The 18,335-nt window shown below is 50.4% G+C and carries 18 protein-coding genes; 15 read left to right on the top strand and 3 right to left on the bottom strand.

Going from position 1 to position 18,335, the window contains the following annotated elements:
- The first annotated feature begins 185 nt into the window (after positions 1 to 185).
- The 3 genes from lgt to folA are packed head-to-tail and all read left to right on the top strand — an operon-like array spanning position 186 to position 2,318.
- Complete coding sequence (gene lgt / locus NHAL_RS18940; RefSeq protein WP_013034766.1) at positions 186 to 989, top strand: prolipoprotein diacylglyceryl transferase; 804 nt, start codon at positions 186 to 188, stop codon at positions 987 to 989.
- 2 nt (positions 990 to 991) lie between these two features.
- Entirely contained in the window at positions 992 to 1,786 is a 795-nt protein-coding gene (locus NHAL_RS18935) for a thymidylate synthase (RefSeq protein WP_013034765.1), read from the top strand.
- A gap of 10 nt (positions 1,787 to 1,796) precedes the next feature.
- Positions 1,797 to 2,318: a type 3 dihydrofolate reductase gene (folA, locus tag NHAL_RS18930; protein ID WP_013034764.1), complete on the top strand. Its 522-nt coding sequence runs from the start codon at positions 1,797 to 1,799 to the stop codon at positions 2,316 to 2,318.
- 20 nt (positions 2,319 to 2,338) lie between these two features.
- Here the strand turns inward: folA and radC are convergent, their stop codons facing one another.
- Entirely contained in the window at positions 2,339 to 3,013 is a 675-nt protein-coding gene (gene radC / locus NHAL_RS18925; RefSeq protein WP_013034763.1) for a RadC family protein, read from the bottom strand.
- Between the two features lie 201 nt (positions 3,014 to 3,214).
- Here radC and miaB point away from each other — a divergent pair, with 201 nt between their 5' ends.
- The 8 genes from miaB (at position 3,215) to NHAL_RS18885 (ending at position 12,151) form a co-directional block, all read left to right on the top strand.
- Positions 3,215 to 4,558, top strand: coding sequence for a tRNA (N6-isopentenyl adenosine(37)-C2)-methylthiotransferase MiaB (gene miaB / locus NHAL_RS18920; RefSeq protein ID WP_013034762.1), 1,344 nt, complete (start codon positions 3,215 to 3,217; stop codon positions 4,556 to 4,558).
- Positions 4,559 to 4,878: 320 nt separating this feature from the next.
- Positions 4,879 to 5,871: a PhoH family protein gene (locus tag NHAL_RS18915; RefSeq protein ID WP_013034761.1), complete on the top strand. Its 993-nt coding sequence runs from the start codon at positions 4,879 to 4,881 to the stop codon at positions 5,869 to 5,871.
- Positions 5,868 to 6,329 carry an rRNA maturation RNase YbeY gene (ybeY, locus tag NHAL_RS18910; protein WP_013034760.1) on the top strand — a complete coding sequence of 154 codons (462 nt, stop codon included), beginning with the start codon at positions 5,868 to 5,870 and terminating at the stop codon, positions 6,327 to 6,329. The genes NHAL_RS18915 and ybeY overlap by 4 nt, the downstream gene beginning before the upstream one ends.
- A 9-nt stretch (positions 6,330 to 6,338) precedes the next feature.
- The gene (locus NHAL_RS18905; protein WP_013034759.1) at positions 6,339 to 7,223 is read left to right on the top strand and encodes an HlyC/CorC family transporter; all 885 of its coding nucleotides are present in this window, start codon (positions 6,339 to 6,341) and stop codon (positions 7,221 to 7,223) included.
- A gap of 65 nt (positions 7,224 to 7,288) precedes the next feature.
- The gene (lnt, locus tag NHAL_RS18900) at positions 7,289 to 8,851 is read left to right on the top strand and encodes an apolipoprotein N-acyltransferase (protein WP_013034758.1); all 1,563 of its coding nucleotides are present in this window, start codon (positions 7,289 to 7,291) and stop codon (positions 8,849 to 8,851) included.
- 7 nt (positions 8,852 to 8,858) lie between these two features.
- The gene (locus NHAL_RS18895) at positions 8,859 to 10,310 is read left to right on the top strand and encodes a TrkH family potassium uptake protein (protein ID WP_013034757.1); all 1,452 of its coding nucleotides are present in this window, start codon (positions 8,859 to 8,861) and stop codon (positions 10,308 to 10,310) included.
- A gap of 165 nt (positions 10,311 to 10,475) precedes the next feature.
- Complete coding sequence (gene rpmE / locus NHAL_RS18890; protein ID WP_013034756.1) at positions 10,476 to 10,682, top strand: 50S ribosomal protein L31; 207 nt, start codon at positions 10,476 to 10,478, stop codon at positions 10,680 to 10,682.
- 155 nt (positions 10,683 to 10,837) lie between these two features.
- Positions 10,838 to 12,151: a malic enzyme-like NAD(P)-binding protein gene (locus NHAL_RS18885; RefSeq protein WP_013034755.1), complete on the top strand. Its 1,314-nt coding sequence runs from the start codon at positions 10,838 to 10,840 to the stop codon at positions 12,149 to 12,151.
- Here the strand turns inward: NHAL_RS18885 and NHAL_RS18880 are convergent.
- Positions 12,146 to 12,754: a hypothetical protein gene (locus NHAL_RS18880; protein ID WP_013034754.1), complete on the bottom strand. Its 609-nt coding sequence runs from the start codon at positions 12,752 to 12,754 to the stop codon at positions 12,146 to 12,148. The two genes, NHAL_RS18885 and NHAL_RS18880, sit on opposite strands and share 6 nt — an antisense overlap.
- Before the next feature lie 22 nt (positions 12,755 to 12,776).
- The gene (locus NHAL_RS18875; protein WP_013034753.1) at positions 12,777 to 15,215 is read right to left on the bottom strand and encodes a penicillin-binding protein 1A; all 2,439 of its coding nucleotides are present in this window, start codon (positions 15,213 to 15,215) and stop codon (positions 12,777 to 12,779) included.
- Between the two features lie 225 nt (positions 15,216 to 15,440).
- On the opposite strand from NHAL_RS18875, the gene NHAL_RS18870 reads away from it, so the two are divergent.
- Genes NHAL_RS18870 through NHAL_RS18855 form a run of 4 tightly spaced genes read left to right on the top strand, consistent with a single transcriptional unit; the run spans position 15,441 to position 18,323 of the window.
- Positions 15,441 to 16,556: a pilus assembly protein PilM gene (locus NHAL_RS18870; protein ID WP_013034752.1), complete on the top strand. Its 1,116-nt coding sequence runs from the start codon at positions 15,441 to 15,443 to the stop codon at positions 16,554 to 16,556.
- Positions 16,556 to 17,131: a PilN domain-containing protein gene (locus NHAL_RS18865; protein ID WP_013034751.1), complete on the top strand. Its 576-nt coding sequence runs from the start codon at positions 16,556 to 16,558 to the stop codon at positions 17,129 to 17,131. Before NHAL_RS18870 ends, NHAL_RS18865 begins: the two co-directional genes overlap by 1 nt.
- Complete coding sequence (locus tag NHAL_RS18860) at positions 17,131 to 17,748, top strand: type IV pilus inner membrane component PilO (protein WP_013034750.1); 618 nt, start codon at positions 17,131 to 17,133, stop codon at positions 17,746 to 17,748. The genes NHAL_RS18865 and NHAL_RS18860 overlap by 1 nt, the downstream gene beginning before the upstream one ends.
- Entirely contained in the window at positions 17,745 to 18,323 is a 579-nt protein-coding gene (locus NHAL_RS18855) for a pilus assembly protein PilP (RefSeq protein ID WP_013034749.1), read from the top strand. Before NHAL_RS18860 ends, NHAL_RS18855 begins: the two co-directional genes overlap by 4 nt.
- The last annotated feature ends 12 nt before the right edge of the window (positions 18,324 to 18,335 follow it).

Below are 18,335 nucleotides of genomic sequence, written 5' to 3'. Positions count from 1 at the left end.
CTACTCCCTACTATCTTGAGCCCAATGCAATTTAAGTCCCGGTGGTAGTACGGCCAGCCCTGTCCTGCCTCCAGAAGGGGTTGCTGGACTTTATAAATGGGGGCCATCCTCTCTCTGGGGGTTAAACTTCTAAGCCAAGGTAGCGGTTGGGGGTTGAATTTCTTGAGCCTTGAGCAAGGATTATGATGATTAGTTATCCTAATATTGACCCAGTTGCCTTTTCCTTGGGCCCCCTCAAGGTTCACTGGTATGGCATCATGTACCTGATCGGCTTTTTGGGGGCCTGGGGGTTGGGCCGCCTTCGCGCCAAGCGCCCTACCTCAGGTTGGCGCCCTGAACAGGTGGATGATCTGATTTTCTATGGGGCCCTCGGGGTCATCCTCGGGGGTCGGCTCGGCTATGCGCTTTTCTACGATTTTGACAATGTCCTGGCTGAACCCCTCCGTATCTTTAAGATTTGGCAGGGGGGGATGTCTTTCCACGGGGGGCTATTAGGCGTTTTGGTGGCCCTGGCCATCTATGCCCGCAAAGTGGACAAGCGCTTTTTCCAGGTGACGGATTTTGTTGCCCCACTGGTGCCGATTGGGTTGGGGGCAGGCCGGATTGGCAATTTCATCAATGGTGAGCTCTGGGGAAAGGTCACGGACGTGCCTTGGGGGATGGTGTTTCCTGATCCCCGGGCCGGCGGCCTGCCTCGGCATCCCTCGCAGCTTTACGAGGCGGCCTTGGAGGGCGTTGCCCTTTTTCTTGTTTTATGGCTGTTCTCGAGCCGTTCTCGGCCCACCATGGCGGTATCGGGCCTGTTTCTGCTCTGCTACGGGCTATTTCGCTTTACCGTGGAGTTTGTGCGTGTGCCTGATGCCCATTTGGGCTATCTTGCCTTTGACTGGCTGACCATGGGGCAAATTTTAAGCCTGCCCATGATCTTAATCGGCGTCACCCTGCTAGGGTGGGCCTACCTGAGGGCCAATCGGCTGGAGAAAGCTTAGCGGTGAAACCCTATCTTGACCTTATCCAGAAAATACTCGATACGGGGGTCGAGCGGGATGATCGGACCGGTACCGGGACCTGGTCCATCTTCGGGCATCAGATGAGATTTGATCTTCAGCAGGGTTTCCCTCTGGTCACCACCAAAAAGCTTCATGTTCGCTCTATTTTCATCGAGCTACTGTGGTTCCTTCGGGGCGACACCAATGTGCAATACCTCCATGATCATGGAGTGACGATTTGGGATGAGTGGGCCGATGAGCAGGGGGAGCTGGGCCCCATTTACGGCTATCAATGGCGCTCCTGGCCCCTGCCCGATGGGCGGCATCTAGATCAGATTTCGAAAGTGCTAGAGCAGATACGACATAACCCCTATAGCCGGCGCCACATGGTGGTGGCCTACAATCCCTCCAATGTGGATGAGATGGCACTACCTCCCTGTCATGCGTTGTTTCAATTTTATGTGGCCCAGGGCCGTTTGTCTTGCCAGCTCTATCAACGCAGCGCCGATGTTTTCCTGGGGGTTCCCTTCAATATTGCTTCTTATGCTCTGCTGACCCATCTAATGGCCCAGCAATGTGATTTGGAAGTAGGGGAGTTTATCTGGACGGGAGGGGATGTTCATTTGTATCGGAATCATCTAGAGTTGGCACGGTTGCAACTCACTCGGGAGCCGCTTCCCCCGCCCCGTCTCCGGCTCAAGCGCAAACCCCCTTCTTTGTTCGAGTATCAATACGAAGATCTGGAGGTTGTAGGCTATCAAAGCCACCCCCATATTAAGGCGGAAGTTTCGGTGTAAGCTGAGAAAGATGATTATCTCGTTCGTCGTCGCCATGGACGATCACCGCTTAATTGGCGCCAATTGCCGGCTGCCTTGGCATTTATCGGCGGATCTCAAATATTTTCGTCGCCTTACCATGGGTAAACCCATTCTGATGGGACGTGGCACCCATGAGTCCATTGGCCGCCCCTTGCCGGGGCGGCATAATATTGTGGTGACCCATAAGCTCCATTATAAAGCGCCGGGATGCACCGTAGTCCACTCGGTGGAAGCGGGTTTGCAGGCCGCAGGAAAAGCTGAAGAGGTGATGGTCATCGGTGGGGCTTCCCTTTACCAGCAACTGTTTCCCCAGGCCCATCGCATTTACCTCACTTTGGTTCGGGGGACTTTCCGGGGGGATACTTGGTTTCCCGACTTCGATCCTGCTGATTGGGCCGAAGTCTGGCGAGAGGACCATGATCCGGATTCCCAAAACCCTTATCCCTATAGCTTCATTCGCCTTGAGCGGGCCACTGGAAAACAGCAAAGGGAAGGGGAAAATCAGTGTTAAGAAGCTGTTTTCAAAATTTCTTAGAGGAGGCCTCGCTCGGCAAAGGAGAGGGTTTCTCCATCTCCCACAATAATGTGATCGAGAACCCGAATGTCCACCAGCGCCAAAGTCTCCTTGAGCCGTTGAGTAATCAGCTCATCGGCTCGGCTGGGTTCTGCCACCCCAGAGGGATGGTTGTGGGCCAGGATAACGGCCGCGGCATTATGGGCGAGGGCGCGCTTGATCACCTCCCGAGGGTGAACGCTGGCGCCATCGATGGTCCCTCGGAATAGTTCTTCGAAAGCGAGAACCCGGTGGCGGTTGTCAAGAAAGAGGCAGGAGAAAACTTCGAAAGGATAGGCCCGCAAGCGTGCCACGAGGTAGCGCTGTGTGGTTATCGGATCGGTTAGGGCGTCACCCCGTTTGAGGGTAGCTTCTAGATGTCGGCGTCCCATTTCCAGGCAAGCTTGCAATTGCGCATACTTGGCTAGTCCTAGTCCTGGGGCACGGCAGAACTGGTTGAGGTCCGCCTCAAGCAAGGCTCGTAGGCTGCCGAAGTCTTCTAGGAGCTCTCGCGCCAGGTCGACAGCGGTTTTCCCGGTGACCCCGGTACGGAGAAAGATGGCTAAAAGCTCCGCATCAGACAAGGCGCCGGGGCCCCGCTGGAGTAGTTTTTCTCGGGGCCTTTCGTGGGCAGGCCAGTGGTTAATTGCCACGGAAATGGTTTCTCCAAATAGTGAGGGAGATCTTTAATATATCAGCCTATATTAAATAAGTAGCCCTGGATTGTGTCCTAGTTCGCTCTTGTCATCGTAAGCTTTGGGTGGGGTCGAAGAGGGGGGCTGGAACTTCAAGACGGAGCGTAGTATTGTGAAGTGTGTATTAAATGGCGATTGGAGGAATCGGTAAGCATTTTCATGGCCAAGAAGCTTTATATTAAAACCCATGGTTGCCAGATGAATGAGTATGACTCCACCAGGATGGCGGATGTACTCAGGCAGTCCCATGGGCTGGAGCTCACTTCTGACCCTGAGCAAGCAGAGGTGCTATTGCTTAATACCTGCTCCGTGCGGGAGAAAGCCCAAGAAAAAGTCTTTTCTCAATTAGGCCGATGGCGGCAATGGAAACAAGCGCGCCCCGAATTGATTATTGGCGTGGGCGGCTGCGTTGCCAGTCAAGAAGGGGAAACGATTCGTGCTCGGGCGCCCTATGTGGATCTGGTTTTCGGGCCCCAGACGATACACCGGCTCCCCGCGATGCTGACCCAGGTCAGTGGCAATCACCAGCCGGTGATTGACATCTCTTTTCCCGAGATCGAGAAATTCGATAAATTACCTGAACCCCGCGCTGAGGGTCCGATGGCCTTTGTCTCCGTGATGGAAGGGTGCAGCAAATACTGCTCCTTTTGTGTGGTCCCTTATACCCGTGGCGAGGAGATCAGCCGGCCCCTCGATGATGTGATCGCCGAGATCGTGGATCTGGCGGAACAGGGGGTGCGGGAAGTGACCCTTTTGGGCCAAAACGTCAATGCTTATCGGGGGCCGATGGGGGAGGGTGATATTGCCGACCTGGCCCTATTGATTACCTATGTGGCTTCTATTGAGGGCATTGAGCGCATCCGTTTTACCACGTCCCACCCGGTAGAATTCTCCGACAGCCTAATCCAGGCCTTCGCTGAGGTGCCAGAGCTGGTTAGCCACTTGCACTTACCCGTACAGAGCGGCTCGGATCGGATTCTCAGTCTAATGAAACGGGGCCACACTGTGCTAGAGTATAAAGCAAAGCTGCGGAGATTACGCCAAGTGCGCCCTGATATCAGCATTTCAAGCGATTTTATTATCGGCTTGCCCGGGGAGACCGAGGCTGATTTCCAGGCGACGTTGGCCTTAGTGGATGAGGTAGGGTTTGACCATTCCTTCAGTTTTATCTACAGTCCGAGACCAGGGACGCCAGCAGCGAGCCTTCCGGATGAGGTGCCGATGGCAGTTAAGAAAGAGCGGCTTGGGATCTTGCAGGAACGTCTACGTGCTTCGGAAATGACTATTAGTCAGGGAATGGTGGATACCGTGCAGCAGGTACTCGTTGAACGTTCCTCGAAGAAGGATCCTGCCATGCTAGCGGGGCGTACGGCGAATAACCGGGTAGTGAATTTTCCCGCTACTCAAGGTCTAATTGGTAAATTTGTTAATGTGAGGATTACAGAGGCATTGCCTAACTCTTTACGGGGTGTAGTCATTGACAACGAAAGGCAATGTGCTTGATGGGATGGGAAATAGGCGGCGCGAAGCGCCGGTCTAGCTTAGAGCTAAGGTCCAAGCTGCCGACTATTGTGGGAACGCTTTCCCCTAGCCTAATGTTGCCAATCCATCTTGAAATAAGATTGAAATAAGCAAGTATTTTAATAGATAGAGCTATTGCAATTATTAAGTAGATAAGCAAGCAACGAAATATGCTTACGCTGGCTTTTTCTGTTTCCCTTCTCCTGTTTTGGTGTCTGAGTTCGACCTGCGTTTCCATCCTGGGCCCTAGGTGGCGCAAGGGATCAGGAACCTCTTATAGTGTTTGAGCTATTGATATACCCTTGAACGAACACCCTCCTTCTGATCATCCTGAAAGTAACGATTTTGTCCTGGAACCCCTGGACAATGAACGGTTGGCCAATCTCTGTGGGCAGATGGATGAGCATCTGCGCCAGATAGAGAGAGGTTTGGGAGTAGAAATCAACAACCGGGGAAATCTTTTTCGGGTTCTCGGCGACAGTCCTTCGGTGCAAACGGCCGGTGATGTGATAAGGCGTCTTTATGATGATGCCGATGAAGCTCGGGTGACTCCGGCTCGGGTCCATCTTCTCCTGCAAGAGGCGGGGCACCAAGAATATCCTCTCTTGGAAGAGCAGGAAGAGGTCCTGATTCGAACTCGGCGGGGGACGATTAAAGGCCGTAGTCCGCGGCAAATTCGTTATTTACGCAATATTCTCACCCATGATATTAATTTTGGCATTGGTCCGGCGGGAACGGGTAAGACTTACCTGGCCGTGGCCTGCGCGGTGGAAGCTTTGGAGAAAGAGCGAGTGCGGCGATTGCTTTTGGTGCGGCCTGCGGTGGAGGCCGGCGAGCGTCTAGGTTTCTTGCCAGGGGATTTAGCTCAGAAGATTGATCCCTATCTTCGCCCCCTCTACGACGCTCTTTATGAAATGCTGGGTTTTGAGCGAGTGGCTAAGCTTATTGAACGCCATGTGATTGAAGTGGCTCCTCTGGCTTACATGCGTGGCCGGACGTTAAACGAGTCTTTTATCATTTTAGATGAAGCCCAGAATACGACCATTGAGCAGATGAAAATGTTTCTCACCCGTTTAGGGTATGGCTCAATCGCTGTGGTGACGGGGGATGTTACCCAAATTGACTTGCCTAAAGGTCAACCTTCAGGTTTGCGTCATGTCACTGAGGTACTAAAGGATGTCAATGGGATTAGCTTTACTTTTTTTCAAGCTCGCGATGTGGTGCGGCATCCGTTGGTGCAGCGAGTTGTGCAGGCCTATGAGCGTTTTGGTCGTGGCAATGGGCCGGGGCTATGAGTATCGCCGTCCAGGTTCAGTATGCTGTTTCTAGAACGGGCATTCCTCTGCAAGTGGATTTCCAGCGCTGGGTAGAGGCGGTGTTGGTAAACCAATCAAAAGAGGGGGAAGTGACTATTCGAATCGCAGATGAAGCTGAGGTGGCAGAGCTTAATTGGCGGTATCGCTACAAGGAGGGGGCAACCAACGTCCTTTCCTTTCCCTTTGAGCTTTCCGCGCCCCTGCCTTTTCAAATTTCCCTTTTAGGGGACTTGGTAATTTGTGCTCCAGTGGTAGCGCGTGAAGCTCTGGAACACGCTAAAGAGGAAAGGGCCCATTGGGCTCACTTGGTGGTCCATGGCGTACTCCATTTGCTTGGTTTTGACCACCAGCAAGAGGCGGAGGCACAGCAGATGGAGGCTATGGAAATTACCATACTTAAATCATTGGGTTATCCCAATCCTTATGAGAGTGCATAAAGAGGATTTATGAACGAAGGCCGACCTAGTCATAGTCTAGCAGCCCGCTCTTGGCGAGAACGCTTGGGGCAGGTGTTGCTGGGCGAACCCCAAGACCGAGAACAACTCGTTGAATTTCTGCGTAATGCTTCCGACCGCCGTCTCCTTGATCCAGAGACTCTCAGTATGATTGAAGGCGCCTTAGTCGTAGGTGAGATGCAGGTGCGTGATATCATGGTGCCCCGTTCACAAATGGTGGTTGTGGAGCGAGATAACCCTCCAGAAGAAACCCTGGAGGTCATCACTCAATCAGCCCATTCCCGGTTTCCAGTGATTGGCGAAAGCCGTGATGACATTGTGGGGATCTTGCTGGCTAAGGATATGCTTCTTTATTGCCAGCAGCGGGAAGCGCGCTCTTTCAATATTCGAGATATTTTGCGCCCGGCGGTCTTTATCCCAGAAAGCAAGCGTCTCAATGTGTTGCTAAGGGAGTTTCGTGCTAGCCGTAATCACATGGCTATTGTCGTGGACGAATACGGGGGAACCGCAGGTCTTGTGACCATTGAGGATGTACTGGAGCAGATTGTGGGCGAAATTGAAGATGAGCATGATATTGCCGAAGATGCCTTCATCTTTCACCGGGGGGATGATAATTATACGATAAAGGCCCTCACGCCCATTGAAGATTTCAATGAATATTTTGGGACCGATTTTAGTGACGAGGAATTCGATACCATTGGCGGTTTGGTGCTAAATGGATTTGGGCGAGTCCCGGAGCGAGGAGAAGCCATTTCTATTAGCGATTTTGAGTTTAAAGTCCTGCGCGCCGATAGCCGGCGCATCCACTTATTAGAATTATACCTCTTGTCGAAAGCCGATGGCATTGAAAGCTCGGCAGTGAAGGTAGGCGGCTAATCCCTCGATAGCGGCCGGCTATTTTATTAGAGGGATGCCAATAGGGGGTTGGCAGGGGAGGTAGTATGGGCCGTTCGCCTGAGCAAAATCCATCTTATGATAAGGCGCCGCAGGAAAAATCTTTTTCCGTGCTTGCAGTGACAAAGGCATGGAGCGGCGATGCCTTAGCCTTGACAGGGGGGCTTCTCGGTCCGCTCGCTTTTTCTCCTTACGATCTCTATCTTCTAGCGATTATCGTTCCTGCGTTGTTATTTGCCGCTTGCCGGAATCTGTCCATTCAACGGGCCTTTTGGCGCGGCTGGTTGTTTGGATTGGGGTGGTTTGGCGCGGGGATCTCCTGGGTCTATGTGGCCATTCACGATTTTGGCTATGCCAGTGTGCCCCTAGCCTTGTTATTGACGGCATCGTTTGTGGCCTTTCTGAGCCTTTTCCCGGCGGCATTGGTGGCTCTGGTTACCTTTTGGTTTCCCCAGGAGAATAGGTACAAATACCTGTTGGTATGGCCGGCGGCTTGGGTAATGATAGAGTGGTTCCGGGGCTGGTTTCTCACGGGTTTTCCCTGGCTGAATCTGGGGTACAGTCAAATTGAAAGCCCCCTTCACGGGCTGGCTCCAATCCTTGGAGTCTACGGGTTATCTTTAGCTGCAGCCCTCAGTGCGGGATTGCTCCTGGTCGTTTGGTACAAACCGGGTCGAGGGCGGTTCGCCGCCCTCAGTGGGTTGGGAGTCCTATGGGGGGCAGCGGTGTTGCTTTCCTACGTGCCTTGGACAATGCCGGTGGGCAAGCCGCTGCAAACAAGCCTGATTCAGGGGAATATTCCCCAAGCGGTAAAATGGCAGCCGGAGCAAGTAAAGTCCACCTTAGAACGGTACTGGCGATTGACGGTCAAGCATTGGGAAAGTGATCTGATTGTCTGGCCGGAAAGCGCCCTCACTGTGTTTTACCACCAGGTGGCCGACGGTTACCTGGCTGATTTGGCGGCTGAGGCTCAAGCCCATAAAACGGATCTGCTCATTGGTTTGCCAGTCTTTCACCAAGAGACGGGAAAGTATTTCAATGGCATGTTAAGCCTTGGCTCCCAGCAAGCTTTCTATTATAAGCAACATTTAGTTCCTTTTGGTGAATATGTCCCTTTGGAAGAGTATCTAAGGGGGCTCATCCGTTTTTTCGATTTACCCATGTCTTCCTTCAGTGCCGGACCCCAGGGGCAACCATTGCTGCAAGCGGCGGGCTATCCGGTGGCCACCTCCATTTGCTATGAGGACGCTTTTGGGGAAGAAATTATTGCCGCATTGCCCGAGGCCAATTTATTAGTGAACGCCACCAACAATGCCTGGTACGGGGATTCTTTGGCGCCTCATCAGCATTTGCAGATTTCTCGCATGCGCGCCCTAGAGACAGGACGGGATCTGGTTCGAGCCACCACCAATGGCATTTCGGCCATTATTGATGCCAAAGGCGCTTTGCAAGCCACCACCCCCCAGTTCCAAACGACTGTCTTGACGGGGAGTGTTCAACCGCGAGCAGGGGCTACTCCCTATGTCCTCTGGGGTAACGGGCCGATCCTAGGGCTATGCCTGTGCATGTTGGCCATCGGCAGGTACGCTCAACGTTCCAAAGGGAACTAGGAGCGTTATGCAACTTGTTGTCGTCCAGCGGATTTTGGGGTTATTGCTAACCCTATTCAGTACCGCCATGCTCCCGCCAGTGATAGTGTCTCTATTTTACCAGGATGGTGCGGCGGAAGAGTTTCTAAGCGCCTTTGGTCTGATTCTAAGTCTTGGCCTGTTGTGCTGGTTACCCGTGCGTCATTATCAGCGAGAGCTGCGATTGCGGGATGGATTTGTGGTGGTCGTCATGTTTTGGGTGGTGTTAAGCCTCTCTGGGGCGCTTCCTCTCTTTTTAACTACTGAACCCCGCTTGTCCTTTACCGATGCCGTATTTGAGTCTGTTTCTGGCCTGACGACTACCGGAGCTACGGTGATTACTGGATTGGATAGCCTACCCAAGTCGGTATTATTTTATCGTCAAGAACTGCAGTGGCTCGGAGGCATGGGCATTGTCGTTTTGGCTGTGGCAATTTTACCCATGCTGGGTATTGGGGGGATGCAGCTTTACCGGGCGGAAACTCCAGGCCCCATGAAAACCACCAAGCTTACCCCCCGTATTGCTGAGACAGCGAAGGCGCTATGGTTGATTTATTTGGGCTTGACGGTGACCTGTGCGGCCGCTTACTGGGTAGCGGGTATGACACTTTTTGATGCGATTGGTCATAGTTTTTCAACCATCGCCATTGGTGGCTTTTCTACCCATGATGCCAGCATAGGTTATTTCAATAGCCCCCTGATTGAGATGATCGCCGTATTTTTTATGTTGCTTGCGGGAGTCAACTTTTCTCTTCACTTTCTTGCCTGGCGGCATCTGACAGCCCGCCATTACTGGGAAGATGAGGAGTTTCGCGCCTATTTACTGGTGCTCACCGGGGTAGCGGTACTGACTTCCGCTTACCTTTGGATAACGCATCGTTTTGACGACCCCCTTTTGGCTCTCCAGCACGGTATTTTCCATGCGGTCTCTATCGGCACCACCACAGGATTTACTTCTAGCGACTATTATAGTTGGCCCGGCTTTCTCCCTATTCTATTGTTGATGACCAGCTATATTGGAGGGTGTGCTGTTTCTACCGGTGGCGGTATGAAGGTCATCCGGGTTTTGTTGCTCTACAAACAGGGCGCACGGGAGATCAAGCGCCTGATTCATCCTAGCGCCATCGTACCCATTAAGATTGGGAATAAAAGTTTACCGGATCGGGTAGTAGAAGGGGTGGCGGGCTTTATGGCCGTCTACGTGGCCTGTTTTAGTGTCATGTACCTCCTTTTGCTGTCCACCGGGCTGGACATGATTACCTCGTTTTCTGCAGTCACCGCGTGTCTTAACAATTTAGGTCCCGGATTGGGGCAAGTAGGCGCCCATTACGAGGGTATTAACGCCACCTCCAAATGGATTTTGTGTTTTGCCATGTTGCTTGGGCGTCTGGAGATCTTTACCCTCCTTGTTATCCTGAGTCCTACTTTTTGGCGTCGATAGGGCTATGGCAGAAAATACTCGCCAAAGGTTTTCGTAACCAAGCGATGTTGATTGGCGAAAAAGCCCTCTAACCTAAAGTTAGGACTTGTAGCAGGAAGGGTAGCCCGGTAAAATTTTGTAGCTTAATATAATCGAAAGCAAATTTTAAGTCTTTAGAGAACCCCTATGAAGCAGGATATTCATCCCCGATACAGTGAAATTACGGTGACTTGCAGTTGCGGTAACAGTTTTACCACCCGCTCCACAGCGGGTCATGACCTTCATATAGAAGTTTGTTCCGCCTGTCATCCCTTTTACACCGGTAAGCAAAAGTTGCTGGATACGGCGGGTCGCGTCGATAAGTTTCGCCAAAAATATAAATTGAAATCATAATATTAAAATCCCAATAAACTGTATCCTACCCTAGCCTGATCCAACGCTACCTGCGGTTGGGTACCGCTGTTGCGGCCTCCGCTTTTTGATCGTTGGGGCAGGTCAGTCCTGGGCTTGTTTAAGCGCTATTGTCATTGACCAAACATAGGTTTGATATGCATCTGTTGAATCAACAGGAATTGACATCCTCTAGTACGGACTTAGAAACGCCTTCTGGAGATGTTGCGAAAGAGCAAAAGCCAGCACAGGATTTAACCGCTACCGCCCTAGCCTATCATGGGGAACCGCGACCGGGAAAATTAGAGATCAGTATCACCAAGCCTTGCGCAACTCAGCAACAACTTAGTTTAGCCTATAGTCCTGGAGTTGCCGCGCCGGTTGGGGCCATCGTGTCCGATCCTGAAGCGGTTTACCGTTACACGGCCAAGGGTAATTTGGTTGCGGTTGTTACCGACGGCAGTGCGGTGTTGGGCTTGGGAAATACTGGGCCTTTGGCAAGCAAACCCGTGATGGAGGGCAAAGCGGTCCTGTTTAAATCTTTTGCCGGGTTAGATGCCATTGATATTGAGGTGGAGGCGGAATCTCCAGAGGCATTTGTGGATACGGTAGCTCGTATCGCACCTACCTTTGGGGCAATTAATCTGGAGGATATTGCTGCTCCTCACTGCTTTAAAATTGAGCAAGCACTGATTGAACGCCTCGATATTCCCGTCCTCCATGATGATCAGCATGGTACGGCGATTACCATTGCTGCAGCCCTTCAAAATGCCCTGGAATTGCAGGGGAAAGTTTTGCCAGAAGTCCGAATCGCTTGCGTCGGTGCTGGCGCGGCTGGAATTGCTACGCTGCGGCTGTTGACCGCCTTAGGAGCGCCCAAGGAAAATATTTTGCTCATTGATCGCCAAGGGGTTATTCGTGAAGAAGAGCGACTGCTGCATCCCTATTGTCGTCCTTTTGCCTCTTCCACGATGAAGCGTACCCTCGCAGAGGCAGTCAAAGAGGCGGACGTCTTCATTGGAGTGGCAGCCCCCGACCTGTTGACTGTAGAGATGCTAAAATCCATGGCCCCACGGCCTATAGTCTTTGCCCTCTCCAATCCAGATCCGGAGATTGATCCAACCTTGGCTCATAGGGTTCGGAGTGATTTAATCTTGGCTACAGGACGCACTGATTATCCTAATCAGGTGAATAATGTCTTGGTCTTTCCTTTCCTGTTCCGTGCTGCCCTGGATGTTCGCGCCAGCTGTATCAATGATCCGATGAAAATTGCTGCTGTCCAGGCTCTGGCTGAGTTGGCCAAGGAACCCGTTCCTGAGCAAGTGCTGGAAGCCTATAGCGAGAGTCACCTTGGTTTTGGGCCAGCTTATATCCTTCCCAAGCCGCTGGATCCCCGTTTAAGAGAGTTTGTGACGGCTGCTGTCGCCCAGGCAGCTGTTAAATCAGGGGTGGCGCGAATTAACCACCTATAATGGCGTTTCTGCCTCTAATAAAGACTGGACTTCTTTGCGGTCTGCTCGGCACATGGGTTTTCCATCTATAGGGCTAAGTGGTGCGTGGCGAATACCCCTAGGGGGAAATACAGTGAGTTCCACGGTGACTTCTCCCGCTACGAACCGAAAAACCGGCAAGCTTTGAAGCATCTTAGGGGAAAAGGATAACTGCCGAGATTTCAGTTGGAAAGGAATTCCGGCTTCTGTGAGAAATAAGGCAACCTCTTCTTCTGTCTCAGCAAAGAGATGAAGATTGATATCCGAATGCTCGGAAGCTAGTCCGCTGAGTACCGGTCCAACCAAGTGTGGATTGAAGCGGTGAAAAAAATCCATCGCTTCTAAAGCTATCTGGCGTAATTTTTCCAAGGTAGCAGGCTGAGAATCTGATTTAAAGAGGCGTAAATAAGCCCCTACAGCCTGCTCTATTTCTTGATTAGTGGGCAAATTTCGGGTATCTGCGGCCCCTAAAACCGTGGCTGCCTTGCGCTTGGCTTGATAGTAGCTTTTAATTCCGTGTTCGACCATAAGCCGGGCCGCTTCTGTGGCGATATATTCTCTCATCTGCTGGTCTTTTTTAGACATAAGCCCTGCTATCCTATTTTGTTTAAAATAGCTGCTCGGTAATAGGTGTGTCTGTTTTCGCGCTGCTGTCGCTCTGGCGGCTTGAGGTGGCGTACTTGACAGGAGCATGCTCGGCGAGAAAAGTCTCAAAAATAGCATTAGGGGTATTGGGCCTTGCAAGCAATCCAGTTTCAGGATCAATGCGCACCGTAACGATGCCCTTCGGGGGGATAAGCGGTTTTTCTGGTTCGCCGTCAAGCACGGCATCCATATAATTTATCCACATTGGAAGTGCTGCCCGTGCGCCCGTTTCGAAGCTTCCTAAGGACTTCGGTTGATCAAAGCCTACCCAGCAGACAGCAACGAGTTCCGAATTAAAACCTGAAAACCAAGCATCGTGTTGATCATTGGTGGTTCCTGTTTTACCTGCTAGATCATTTCGTCCGAGTTGTTTAGCCCGTCTCCCTGTGCCGTGGCGAATAACGTCTTGTAGCATGCTATAGATAAGATAAGCATTTTGAGGGGTGATTACCTGCGGGGCTGGGAGAGGCTGGCTGATAAGTTTGGCATCTTGGAGAGGAAGCGATGTTAGGTTGGGGATAGGGGCTTGTTCTGCTTCCAGTTCTTCGCAATGTTGACAAACTTGGGGAGAGCGTGCTTGGAAGATGATTTGCCCATTGGCGTTCTCAATTCGTTCAATCAAATGGGGTTTGATGAGATGTCCCCCGTTGGCGAAGACGGCAAAGCCACGGGCCATTTCAAGGGGAGAAGCACTACCACTGCCTAGTGCTAGGGATAAGCTCTGGGGTAATTGTTCCGGTTCAAATCCAAAACGTTGGATATATTCGATGGCATAATCAATGCCGATGGCACGCAGTAATCGGACAGAAACCAGATTTCTGGAATGGATTAAAGCTACCCTGAGGCGGGTCGGGCCGTAAAAACGTCCGCTATAGTTCTCTGGCCGCCAGACATTCTCTAGCCCAGGTTCATCTAATACTATCGGTGCATCATTGATAACGCTGGCAGCGGTATAGCCTTTATTTAGGGCAGAGGAATAGAGAAATGGCTTGAAACTGGATCCGGGTTGCCGTTGAGATTGAATTGCCCGATTAAATTTGCTTCGATAAAAATCGAAGCCCCCACTGAGGGCGGTGATCCCCCCATTATCAGGGGAAAGGGAGACAATGGCACCCTCCACTTGGGGTGTTTGCGCTAATCGCCACCCCCCTTCAGGTAGCGCTTCTAGTCGAATGAGATCTCCCGCCTGGAGAATATCCGCAGCTTGTTTTGGTTTTTTCCCTAGGGCGTTAACGCCTAGATAAGGACGGGCCCAAGATAAGCCCTCCCAAGAAAGGAGAACTTCACCATCAGTTTTGGTGTAGACCTGGCTGGTTTGCTCCTCAGTAGCAAGCACCAGGGCAGGCACTAAGCCGTTGGCTATTCTGTATTGGGATAGGACCTGACGATAAAATGCCTCATCAGCCCCTTCCGGTAACTCAACCTGCTGTTTTGTCCCCCGAAAGCCATGTCGTTGATCATAAGCAAGCAGTGCGGAGCGTAAGGCGTTAGTCGCGGCTTCCTGATGTTCAGCCTTGATAGTCGTATAAACGTTATAACCGGCCGTATAAATATCTGGGCCGTATTCCTCAAACAATTGACTTCGCGCCATTTCTGCCACAAAAGGGGCCTCTAGTTCGACGGGTAAGCCATGGAATTTTGCCGTAATCGGTTGGGCCACGGCATTTTGGTAGGTTTTATCATCTATGTAACCAACTTCATGCATGCGTCGGAGCACGTAGTTCCTTCGTAGTAAGGCTCGCTCCGGGTTTGCTAGGGGATTGTAACGGGAGGGAGCTTTGGGTAAGCCTGCCACCATGGCCAGTTGTGATAATTCAAGTTTATCCAGAGTCGTGCCGTAATATACCTGGGCAGCGGCTGCAACTCCGTAAGCGCGGTTGCCTAGATAGATCTTGTTTAAATAGAGTTCGATGATGTCCTGTTTACTAAGCTCTCGTTCGATCTGTAGAGCTAGCAGAATTTCATTGAGCTTACGTAAGTAGGTTTTTTCCCTACTTAAAAAGAAATTGCGGGCAACTTGCATAGTAATAGTGCTGCCGCCCTGGCCCTTTTTACCGGTCTTTATCAAATATAAGGCAGCGCGGAGGATACCTTGATAGTCGACACCAGGATGCTCATAGAAGCGATCATCTTCTGCGGCTAGTACGGCTTTAACCAGCAAGTCTGGAAATTGTTCAAAAGTTAAAGGAGTGCGGCGTTTTTCTCCATATTCGGCAATAAGCTTTCTTTCCTGGGAATAAACGCGTAGAGGAACCTGAAGCTGAACATCCTTGAGCGCTTCAGTAGAGGGTAGTTGGGGTACCAGATAGAAGTATATCCCTAGGGCAATAAGGATACCAATTGTTGTGGCAGTAAGCAACAAAGCCACCATCCAGCGGAGCAGGCGAGGGAAATATGTCATGAAAGTTAATGGACAAACATGTGATTTATATCAAAGGAGCATGGTTAGGAACAGTATAAAACGTGTATCCAACTTAAGCTACGACCTTGGTCTACCACCTGAGTTCAGCACAAGCAGAGCTATTCAGTCAACTCGTTGTTGTAATTATCAAAAGTCTTCATAGGACTTAGGTGAGGTAAAGAGGTTGTCTTGGGGTAAAGGCAGGCAATATCGACGGGTGCACTTATGCTAAATTCATTGGATCGTGTTAGTAATTCACTTGACTTCGGGAAAAAATCATTAAGCTTGTTTTCTCGGAAATCCCCTTTTCTATTGGGGATAGATATAAGCTCATCAGCCGTTAAGCTGCTTGAACTTAGCCGAAAGGGAGAACGCATTTGTGTAGAAAATTATGCGATTGAGCCTTTGCCACCTCACACTGTAGTTGAAAACAAGGTTGAGGATGTGGAAGCCCTGGGCGAGGCGATAAAAAGGGCGGTTAAACGTTCGGGAACCCGAATTAAAAAAGCGGCGGCTGCAGTCGCCGGCTCAGCAGTCATTACCAAGATTATCTCCGTTCCAAATACCCTTTCAGAGCGGGAACTCGAGAGTCAGATCGAGTTAGAGGCAGGACAGTATATTCCATATCCCCTGGAGGAGGTTAATCTGGATTTTGAGGTGTTGACTCCTTCGGAAAAAGATCCCGAAGCAGTGGATGTGCTGCTTGCCGCTTGCCGCAGTGAGAACGTTGAAGCACGGGTAGCCGCATTGGAACTGGCTGGCTTAACACCCGCAGTGATGGATGTAGAGGCATATGCCATGGAAAAAGTTTTTCCTTTGATTGCGAGCCAGATGCCGAGCCGAGGGAAAGGGCAAACCATTGCTGTTGTGGATGTCGGCGCAACCTTAACCACGATTAATGTGTTGCATGATTACAGGATTATCTATACCCGGGAGCAAATCTTTGGTGGTAATCAGCTTACGGAAGAAATACAACGGCGATATGGGCTGTCCTATGAGGAAGCTAATTTGGCAAAGCGTCAAGGAGGATTGCCAGATAATTATGTTCCCGAGATCTTAGAGCCTTTCAAAAAGGCCATCGCCCAACAGGTCAGCCGTGCCTTTCAATTCTTCTTTTCTTCAACCCAATATAACAGCGTTGATCATGTGGTATTGGCAGGTGGATGTGCTTCTATCCCGGAAGTAGACGAGCTGATTGAGCATATGGCGGGTACTACCGTTTCGATTGCAAATCCTTTTGCTGATATGGCGTTGGGATCTCAGGTTAAAGCTAAGGCGTTGTACAGTGATGCTCCAGCTTTGATGACTTCCTGTGGCTTAGCACTTAGGAGTTTTGATTGATGGCTCGTATCAATTTATTGCCTTGGCGTGAAGCTCAGCGCAAAGAACGGGAAAAACAATTTTATCTCGTTTTGGCTTTCGGGGCGGTTCTAGCGGCTAGCATTGTCTTTTATGTTAATTCATATATTAATGGCTTAATCGATAACCAAATTCAGCGCAATCAATACTTACAAGATCAGATAGCCATTGTAGATAAACAAATACATAAAATTAAGAATTTGGAAAAAGAGAAAAAGAAACTTCTGGCACGCATGGAAATAATTCAGAAGCTTCAGGCTAGTCGCCCCCAGATAGTTCATCTTTTTGATGAGATAGTTCGAACTCTTCCCAATGGGATTCATTTGGAGAGCATAAAGCGTCAAGGACATACCAATATGTTACACGGTGTGGCCGAGTCAAATGCTCGGGTTTCTGTCTTTATGCGTAATCTAGATGCTTCTCCAGCATTCGAAAATCCTCGATTAGATGTCATCGAGAGAAGAGGAGATAACCAGCGAGCTGTGCGTAATTTTACGCTTCGTGTGCATGAGAATAAGCAATCTGCAAATAGCCAAGACGACACGGGGGCGCTGTGATGAACCTATCAGAACTCAATGAACTTGATTTCAGCGAGGTGGGTGATTGGCCAATTGTTGCTAAGGCCATTGCAGTTATTTTGCTCTGTGCCTCGGTGGCAGGTGGCGGTTATTGGTTTTTCACTAAAGACAAACTGCTACAGCTTGATGAGCTTGAAAATAAGGAGCCAGAACTGAAAGCCACTTTTGAAGCTAAGCAGAAAAAGGCAGCCAATTTAGAAGCCTACGAGAAACAGATGGAAGAGATGAAACTTTCCTTCGGGGCCATGCTGCGGCAATTACCTAGTAAGACGGAGGTTGCTGACCTATTGGTTGATGTTTCTCAAACAGGACTGTCAAGCGGGTTGGAATTTGAGTTATTCAAACCGAGTTCTGAAATCCCAGCAGATTTTTATGCCGAATTACCTATCCAAATTCGAGTCCTTGGTGACTACCACCAATTTGGAGAATTCGTGAGCAAGGTAGCGGCTCTTCCCCGTATTGTGACCTTACATGATTTCTCTATCGAAGGGGGAAAGAAGGAAACAGGGGAGTTGGCAATGAACATTACCGCCAAGACTTACCGTTATTTTGATGAAGGCGAGGTAGTAACGGGCCAAAAGCGGGGTAGAAAATGAACAATGCGCAGCATATTAAGAGAAGAGATAAACTAAAGCCTCCAGCAGGAATTGTGGGTTTGCTTAGTCTCCTGTCGGTAACAGTATCAGGCTGTAACGATGAGCAGTTGATGGATCTAAAGCAATATGTGAAGGAGGTAAAGTCTCGTCCTAAAGGAACGATCGAATCTTTGCCAGAAATCAAACCCCATGAAACCTTTACTTACCAGGCGGCTGAGCTGCGCAATCCTTTTATCCCCACCGTGGTAGAACTCCCTCCAGGACCCATGGCAAAGACAGGTCCAGGATCTGAGAATAGCCTCAAGCCTGATCTGAATAGGCACAGAGAAGCTTTGGAGGAATATCCCCTCGCTTCGCTTAAGATGGTAGGTCTACTTGAACAAGGGGAGGAAGTTTGGGCGATTGTTCGAGCCTCCGATGGAATTTTATATCGTGTTAAAAAAGGTAATTATATGGGCCGAAACTATGGAAGGATTACCCACATTAACGAAGAAATGATTGAACTCACCGAGATCGTCTCTGATGAGCAGGGCGGTTGGTTAAAGCGCCAGAACATGCTGGCATTGGCGGAGTGATAATAAGGGGAA

The organism is Nitrosococcus halophilus Nc 4 (assembly GCF_000024725.1).
GTDB lineage: Bacteria > Pseudomonadota > Gammaproteobacteria > Nitrosococcales > Nitrosococcaceae > Nitrosococcus > Nitrosococcus halophilus.
This window is presented reverse-complemented; position numbering and strand designations above follow the sequence as displayed.

Excerpts from the sequence above, each read along its gene's own strand:
- NHAL_RS18855 (WP_013034749.1), top strand. The coding sequence starts at position 17,745 with ATGAACAATGCGCAGCATATTAAGAGAAGAGATAAACTAAAGCCTCCA.
- NHAL_RS18875 (WP_013034753.1), bottom strand. The coding sequence starts at position 15,215 with ATGACATATTTCCCTCGCCTGCTCCGCTGGATGGTGGCTTTGTTGCTT.
- NHAL_RS18860 (WP_013034750.1), top strand. The coding sequence starts at position 17,131 with ATGAACCTATCAGAACTCAATGAACTTGATTTCAGCGAGGTGGGTGAT.
- NHAL_RS18895 (WP_013034757.1), top strand. The coding sequence starts at position 8,859 with ATGCAACTTGTTGTCGTCCAGCGGATTTTGGGGTTATTGCTAACCCTA.
- NHAL_RS18865 (WP_013034751.1), top strand. The coding sequence starts at position 16,556 with ATGGCTCGTATCAATTTATTGCCTTGGCGTGAAGCTCAGCGCAAAGAA.
- NHAL_RS18905 (WP_013034759.1), top strand. The coding sequence starts at position 6,339 with ATGAACGAAGGCCGACCTAGTCATAGTCTAGCAGCCCGCTCTTGGCGA.
- folA (WP_013034764.1), top strand. The coding sequence starts at position 1,797 with ATGATTATCTCGTTCGTCGTCGCCATGGACGATCACCGCTTAATTGGC.
- lnt (WP_013034758.1), top strand. The coding sequence starts at position 7,289 with ATGGGCCGTTCGCCTGAGCAAAATCCATCTTATGATAAGGCGCCGCAG.
- lgt (WP_013034766.1), top strand. The coding sequence starts at position 186 with ATGATTAGTTATCCTAATATTGACCCAGTTGCCTTTTCCTTGGGCCCC.
- NHAL_RS18885 (WP_013034755.1), top strand. The coding sequence starts at position 10,838 with ATGCATCTGTTGAATCAACAGGAATTGACATCCTCTAGTACGGACTTA.
- NHAL_RS18880 (WP_013034754.1), bottom strand. The coding sequence starts at position 12,754 with ATGTCTAAAAAAGACCAGCAGATGAGAGAATATATCGCCACAGAAGCG.
- ybeY (WP_013034760.1), top strand. The coding sequence starts at position 5,868 with ATGAGTATCGCCGTCCAGGTTCAGTATGCTGTTTCTAGAACGGGCATT.
- rpmE (WP_013034756.1), top strand. The coding sequence starts at position 10,476 with ATGAAGCAGGATATTCATCCCCGATACAGTGAAATTACGGTGACTTGC.
- miaB (WP_013034762.1), top strand. The coding sequence starts at position 3,215 with ATGGCCAAGAAGCTTTATATTAAAACCCATGGTTGCCAGATGAATGAG.
- NHAL_RS18870 (WP_013034752.1), top strand. The coding sequence starts at position 15,441 with ATGCTAAATTCATTGGATCGTGTTAGTAATTCACTTGACTTCGGGAAA.